This is a genomic window from Rosenbergiella metrosideri (assembly GCF_022602565.1).
In the GTDB taxonomy this organism is placed as follows: Bacteria; Pseudomonadota; Gammaproteobacteria; order Enterobacterales; family Enterobacteriaceae; genus Rosenbergiella; species Rosenbergiella metrosideri.
In genome coordinates this window covers 1-5,186 of sequence record NZ_JALBCV010000031.1, presented here as the reverse complement: position 1 = coordinate 5,186, position 5,186 = coordinate 1, and the positions used below count along the sequence as shown (strand labels likewise).

Sequence of the window (5,186 nt, the reverse complement as noted above, 5' to 3'; positions counted from 1 at the left end):
ACGGAAAACTGAGTATTTGTAATTAATATTTGGTGTCATATCCCTCTCCTACTGACATAAAAAAACCGCTTTAAGCGGTGTGGGGGTTAGAACTTTGATTCACCACCGAGAGCATCGGCGAGGCTATCAATCAGCAAATCCAGTTCGCCAGTAAGCAGCACAAAGTCAGCATCAAACCGCGCCTCGGGTTCTTCGCGGGAAATATCATCATTCTGCTCAAGTAGTGTGTCGGTGAATTTAATGCGCTTGAGTCGCGACTGGTCAGTGAGAGAAAACTGGATGCGCTCCTGCCAATCAAGGCCAACACTGGTCACGCGCTTACCCGCTTCGATGTGGGTTGATACCTCATCGCTAACAAGGTCTTGCTTCTTGCAACGAACGGTACCGCCAGTCTCTAAGGTGGCTTTAAGTTCAACCTCGTCAAGTAAAGTGAATCCGTTACCAACCGAACCAGAACGAACCCACTCAGTCATTGTGACTTCTGGCGGTGTCTGCATGGAGAGAGGTACGACAGGTAGAGAGCCGATACTTTTACGCAGCAATGCCAGAGCATCCTCGGCGCGCTTGGTACTTACAGCATCTACGACCACCAGTGACTTAGCTGGATTAATCCAGATTCTCACCAGAGATTCACGACTAAAGGCGCGAGGGAGTAGCGTGTGAATTACCTCATCCTTCAGTGAATCTTTCTCCGTGTTCTTCAGCTTACGTTGCTGCTCGGTTTCCAGCTTCTCAATTTTCGCATCGAGGTGCTTTTTGATAACGTTAGATGGCAAGATTTTCTCTTCGGTCTGTGCGGTGATCAATGCCTGACCGTTGGCGATGTGAATCAGGCTACCGAACCCGCTACCCATCGGAGGTACCCAGCCCATAGAGATTTTGTCTTGCGATCCGCACGGTTTAAACGCGCAGCTTTCAAGCTGTTCCTGCATGGTTTCCAGATTAATGGCGTCACGGGTCAGTCGGTAGATAACCGCATTCTTAAATGGTTTCATTGGGGATTCCTTGAGGTTAGTTTAGCCAGCGTTCAGGACAGAACTCGGGCCAGTGTTTGGTCATGATTGATTTAGGCACTCGGGTTGATATGCCATGTTTATTTGCGTGATTGCAGACTGTCCAGATAGAGCATCCAAGGTGCTTAGCCATGTATGCGAGCGGGACCTTGCCAGACACTCTGAGGATATAATCGACTTCTTGCTGGGTTAGTTTGCTTCGCTTAGGCATTGCGGCCCCGGTAACTATCCCATGTGAAGGCCAGGGTACAGCCGCCGCCATCATTCATCCGGTCAATGACGCGCTCACCGATAAAGTCTGATAGTTCGTCTTTCGGCAGATTGCTAATCAGGATTGTCGGCTTCATTTTTTCGTAGCGGGTATTGATAATTTCGAACAGGATTAACTTCTCTGACTCGCTGCCGAACTGGACACCTACCTCGTCGATGATTAGTAAATCAGGGTCCGTGTAAGCTGAAATTACGTCCTGTTCAGTCATATCGGCTGATTTACTCCAAGTAGATTTAAACTTGCGAGCGATACGTAGTGCTGTTGTGAAAAGAGCTGAGTCCTGATGCTCAAAGATAACGTGTTTTGAAATTGCCAGAGCAAGGTGATTCTTACCAGTTCCCGGCTTACCGCACATAATCAGCCCCCCGCCCTGCTTCAGTCTTTCTGGCCACTTTGATGTGTAGGCTTTACAGACTTTCAGGCAACGCTCCGCTTCGGCATTCGATGGGGAGTAGTTGTCCAGCGTTGATTCTTTGAATCGCTCAGGCAGGTTGAGATTGTCTATCAGACGGTTAATCTCTGATTCCTTTTTCCGAGCTGCCATCTTCTCCTGCTCGGCATGGAGATTAGTTATTTTGTCTTGCAAGCAACCAGGACACTCAGAAGGTCTTGTGGGGATTTTAATTCCTCCAGTTGCCTTGCGGGTCCGTTGGTCAAACTTACCGTGTTTGTCACATACTGCCGTGCATACCTCGACAACGGTATTCGGTATTTCTTCAGGTGGCGCACTCAGGATATGAATATTCCGCTGAAGCTGCTGGATTTGCTCTTCGTAGTTCATGTTGGCCCCTATGCCCATGTCGGTGTCTCAGTGGTTCCATAGTCTTTCGCGGCGAAGTTATCGGCCGTTGGCTTTGGTCTAGCCACAGGCTTAACTGGTACCGCCCCTTTAGGCTCAAATAATCCCTGCCAGCCATTAGCAATGCTGTTATTGATTATCTGCTCAGGCGGTACCCCCATGTCACGGCACCTTGTCAGTAGGTTGATAATCTGGGTAACTGATTGCTGAGACTTAATCGGTTTCTTGAGGTCGTTTCTGAAAGCTATCCAAGATTCCCAAAGCTCTTTTGAAATCCAGTCCGGGAGACTGCACTCAAGAGGGTCGAATGATTTAGATTTCTGGGGGACTATAGGGGGTTTATTTATATTGTCTTTCTTGTCTTTTGTAATAGTGTCTTTTGTGTGTCCCTGTTTTGGTGACAACGCTGTCACTGTTTTGGTGACACTTTTTGTCATCGTTTTGGTGACACTGACACTGTTATGGTGACAACCTGTTATTTGCCACTCATTCAGGTTCTTATTAGGGCCAATTTTATTGCCATCCATCATTAATACTTTCATAGCTAGCAATTCATTTTTAGCCTTATTCACCTTCTGTCTTGGAAGGTTAGTAAGCTCACTTAATTGGCTATCAGCAATGCGATCCGTCTTCTTGTTGAAGCCGTATGTCTTCCGGCAAACAGCATGTGCAACCTTGGCCTGATTTTTAGTAAGGTCAGCTCCTATCAGCTCTTCATACAGTTCGTTTGCCAGACGAGTATAACCATCGTCTGTATCTGCCACGCGCTGCTCCACGACCTGCAAATCAGGTCTTATTGGGGATATATTCGATAAAGCGGGTTCAGCCATAGAAGCCCCCTTTACTGTTTACATGATCAGTGTTTATTGTCATAATTACCTCGTTAAGTTGATTACTTAGCAAATCGGTAGTTCTCAAAACTCGATTAGCATTTGTGAAGAAGTCACTGTTTCCGCAGTGGCTTTTTTATTTGTCAGAACCGCAGCAAATCTCTTCGCAAGTTCCACTATCTCGTGGTCGTCCACTCCGTATTCCAGAATGGCTAATGCCAGTGCTGCTTGAGCAAAGAAGCCCTCTTTCATGCGACATACTTTCGTGTCAGTAAGCCCCATCAATTTGGCGAACTTCGTCTGCCCCATTACAGCCAGCTTGCCGAGTAGTTGTGATTCAATCCGCATAGCCTTTTTGCGGTATTTTTCAGATTCCATTGGGTAATATCTCCATGTGTTTATTTGAGCTATCAGCTAATAGCTGAATGCTTAGAATTGGTTCCCCACATTTCGGCAGGGGCGCGATTTGTTAAAGAGCAGAACTACTAATTACTTATGCCGCTGACCGTGGCTTTCTGAACAAGTGGGGCATATCTGGGCGAAGCTCATAACCTTTAACCAGACCTTTAGTGGCTTTAACAATCAAAGGAACCTTGTCAGGTGAAACCTTTGCTTTTCCGTTCAACCACTTACCTACCGCTTGTTGAGTAACCCCACAGGCATCACCAAGTTTTTTCTGGGAGCCCACATGGTCAATGGCGGTTTTAATTACGTTGTTCATAACAACCTCCATTGTGATTATGGTTGTCATTATAAAACTTTAGTTGTTTTATTTGCAACAACTATATTCGTTTGAATTTAAACAACCTACGTTGTAGGTTCATAATATGAAAACTACTTTTGCTGAACGTCTGCGCGAGTCGCGGAAAAATAAAGGATTGTCTCAGAAGGCTTTGGGCGAGATGGTCGGCGTGTCACAGGCTGCTATTCAGAAGCTTGAGAAAGGTATTGCCATCTCATCATCCTATACGAGCCAGATTGCTGCGGCCCTCGGTGTTCCTTCAATTTGGCTAGCTACTGGAGAGGACAAGGGTGGAGAGTCTATACCCGATGAGAGTAAGTGGGGAAAGGTTTCACCCTGGGATAGTAATACACCTCTGGATGATGATGAGGTTGAAGTGCATTTTCTAAAAGATATTGAATTTGCTTGTGGTGACGGCACTTACGGATCTGATGATCATAATGGATTTATGCTCAGATTCTCTAAATCAACACTACGAAGAGTTGGGGCGAACACCGATGGTTCGGGAGTCCTATGCTTCCCCGCTACGGGTAATAGTATGGAGCCAGTTATTCCTGACGGAACGACGGTCGCAGTCGACACGAACAACAAAAAAGTAATCGACGGCAAGCTTTATGCCATCAATCATGGCGGCCTAAAAAGAATTAAGCAGCTCTATAAAATGCCAAACAATCAGATAAGCATCCGCAGTTTCAATAAAGATGAGTTTATGGATCAGGAAGTACCTAGCCAAGAAATAGAAGTTATAGGGCGTGTGTTTTGGTATTCAGTCATACTTTAAATGCTCTAAATCATTAAAGTCCGCCACCGTGCGGATTTTTTTCGTCTCAAACCCATTCAAAAACAACCAAATAAAACCAACAAAACAAAAAACAACTAAAATAAACAACCTTTGTTGTTGACATAATAACAACCATAGTTTTAAATAAGCACATCGAAACGAAACGTCGATGCGGTAAACGGATTGCGTACCGCGCCAGACATGAAGTCAGGCTGCTTCTTTAACAATAAGGTTGGTATGCCGAGAGGTGTACACCGGAGAGATAGTTGGCTCTGGGATGTTGTGAAGCTCAAGGCGAGCTAGCGGATAGGCAACTGTGAAAATACTAGTCATGTAGCGGATTGCTGCGCGTACCGTGACAGGCAGCGCACCTGTGGAAGCATGTTCGATTCATGCCACAACATCACCAAAGCCAATTACGGAGGTAATCATGAACGCAAAGAAACGCTGTAAGCTGCGCCGTATTGATCGCCGCAAGTTAGAACGTGAACAATTAGCCGCTGAGAGCCGATTAGAGCAACGTATCGAGTCGATTATGACTGGTTGCTCAGGTCGAGTCAGTAAAGCTCTTAACGGCACTCTGACGCTGCGAGATACAAGCAGTGAGTCAGGTTCAGTATGCCTGCAAGATGTCGGCCTATTTTTCGCAGGTCATCGTAAATCAAATCAAGTTACAGCTCGCTAGTATCCAAGATATTTCTTTTTTAGTTCTTCACTAGATAAGAAATATTTCTTTACTGGCTCAATGTA

General features: G+C 45.8%; 7 protein-coding genes. 2 read left to right on the top strand and 5 right to left on the bottom strand.

The features are described from left to right. Window positions 1–86: 86 nt before the first annotated feature. The 5 genes from rdgC to MKR94_RS16150 all read right to left on the bottom strand — a co-directional run bounded on the left by rdgC (window position 87) and on the right by MKR94_RS16150 (window position 3,634). On the bottom strand, window positions 87–995 hold the full coding sequence (rdgC, locus tag MKR94_RS16170) for a recombination-associated protein RdgC (RefSeq protein WP_241647848.1): 909 nt from the start codon (window positions 993–995) through the stop codon (window positions 87–89). 221 nt (window positions 996–1,216) lie between these two features. Beyond that, window positions 1,217–2,065 carry an ATP-binding protein gene (locus MKR94_RS16165; protein ID WP_241647847.1) on the bottom strand — a complete coding sequence of 283 codons (849 nt, stop codon included), beginning with the start codon at window positions 2,063–2,065 and terminating at the stop codon, window positions 1,217–1,219. Between the two features lie 8 nt (window positions 2,066–2,073). Further along, window positions 2,074–2,913: a replication protein gene (locus MKR94_RS16160; RefSeq protein WP_241647846.1), complete on the bottom strand. Its 840-nt coding sequence runs from the start codon at window positions 2,911–2,913 to the stop codon at window positions 2,074–2,076. Window positions 2,914–2,997: 84 nt separating this feature from the next. Further along, a complete protein-coding gene (locus MKR94_RS16155; RefSeq protein WP_241647845.1) occupies window positions 2,998–3,291 on the bottom strand; it encodes a CII family transcriptional regulator in 294 nt (97 codons plus the stop codon). Between the two features lie 115 nt (window positions 3,292–3,406). Then, entirely contained in the window at window positions 3,407–3,634 is a 228-nt protein-coding gene (locus tag MKR94_RS16150; RefSeq protein WP_241647844.1) for a transcriptional regulator, read from the bottom strand. A gap of 106 nt (window positions 3,635–3,740) precedes the next feature. Here MKR94_RS16150 and MKR94_RS16145 point away from each other — a divergent pair, with 106 nt between their 5' ends. Together MKR94_RS16145 and MKR94_RS16140 are read left to right on the top strand one after the other, a co-directional pair. Next, window positions 3,741–4,436 (top strand): XRE family transcriptional regulator, encoded by a 696-nt coding sequence (locus MKR94_RS16145; RefSeq protein WP_241647843.1) that lies wholly within the window; start codon window positions 3,741–3,743, stop codon window positions 4,434–4,436. Window positions 4,437–4,866: 430 nt separating this feature from the next. After that, window positions 4,867–5,121 carry a transcriptional antitermination N peptide gene (locus MKR94_RS16140; RefSeq protein WP_241647842.1) on the top strand — a complete coding sequence of 85 codons (255 nt, stop codon included), beginning with the start codon at window positions 4,867–4,869 and terminating at the stop codon, window positions 5,119–5,121. Window positions 5,122–5,186: the final 65 nt, after the last annotated feature.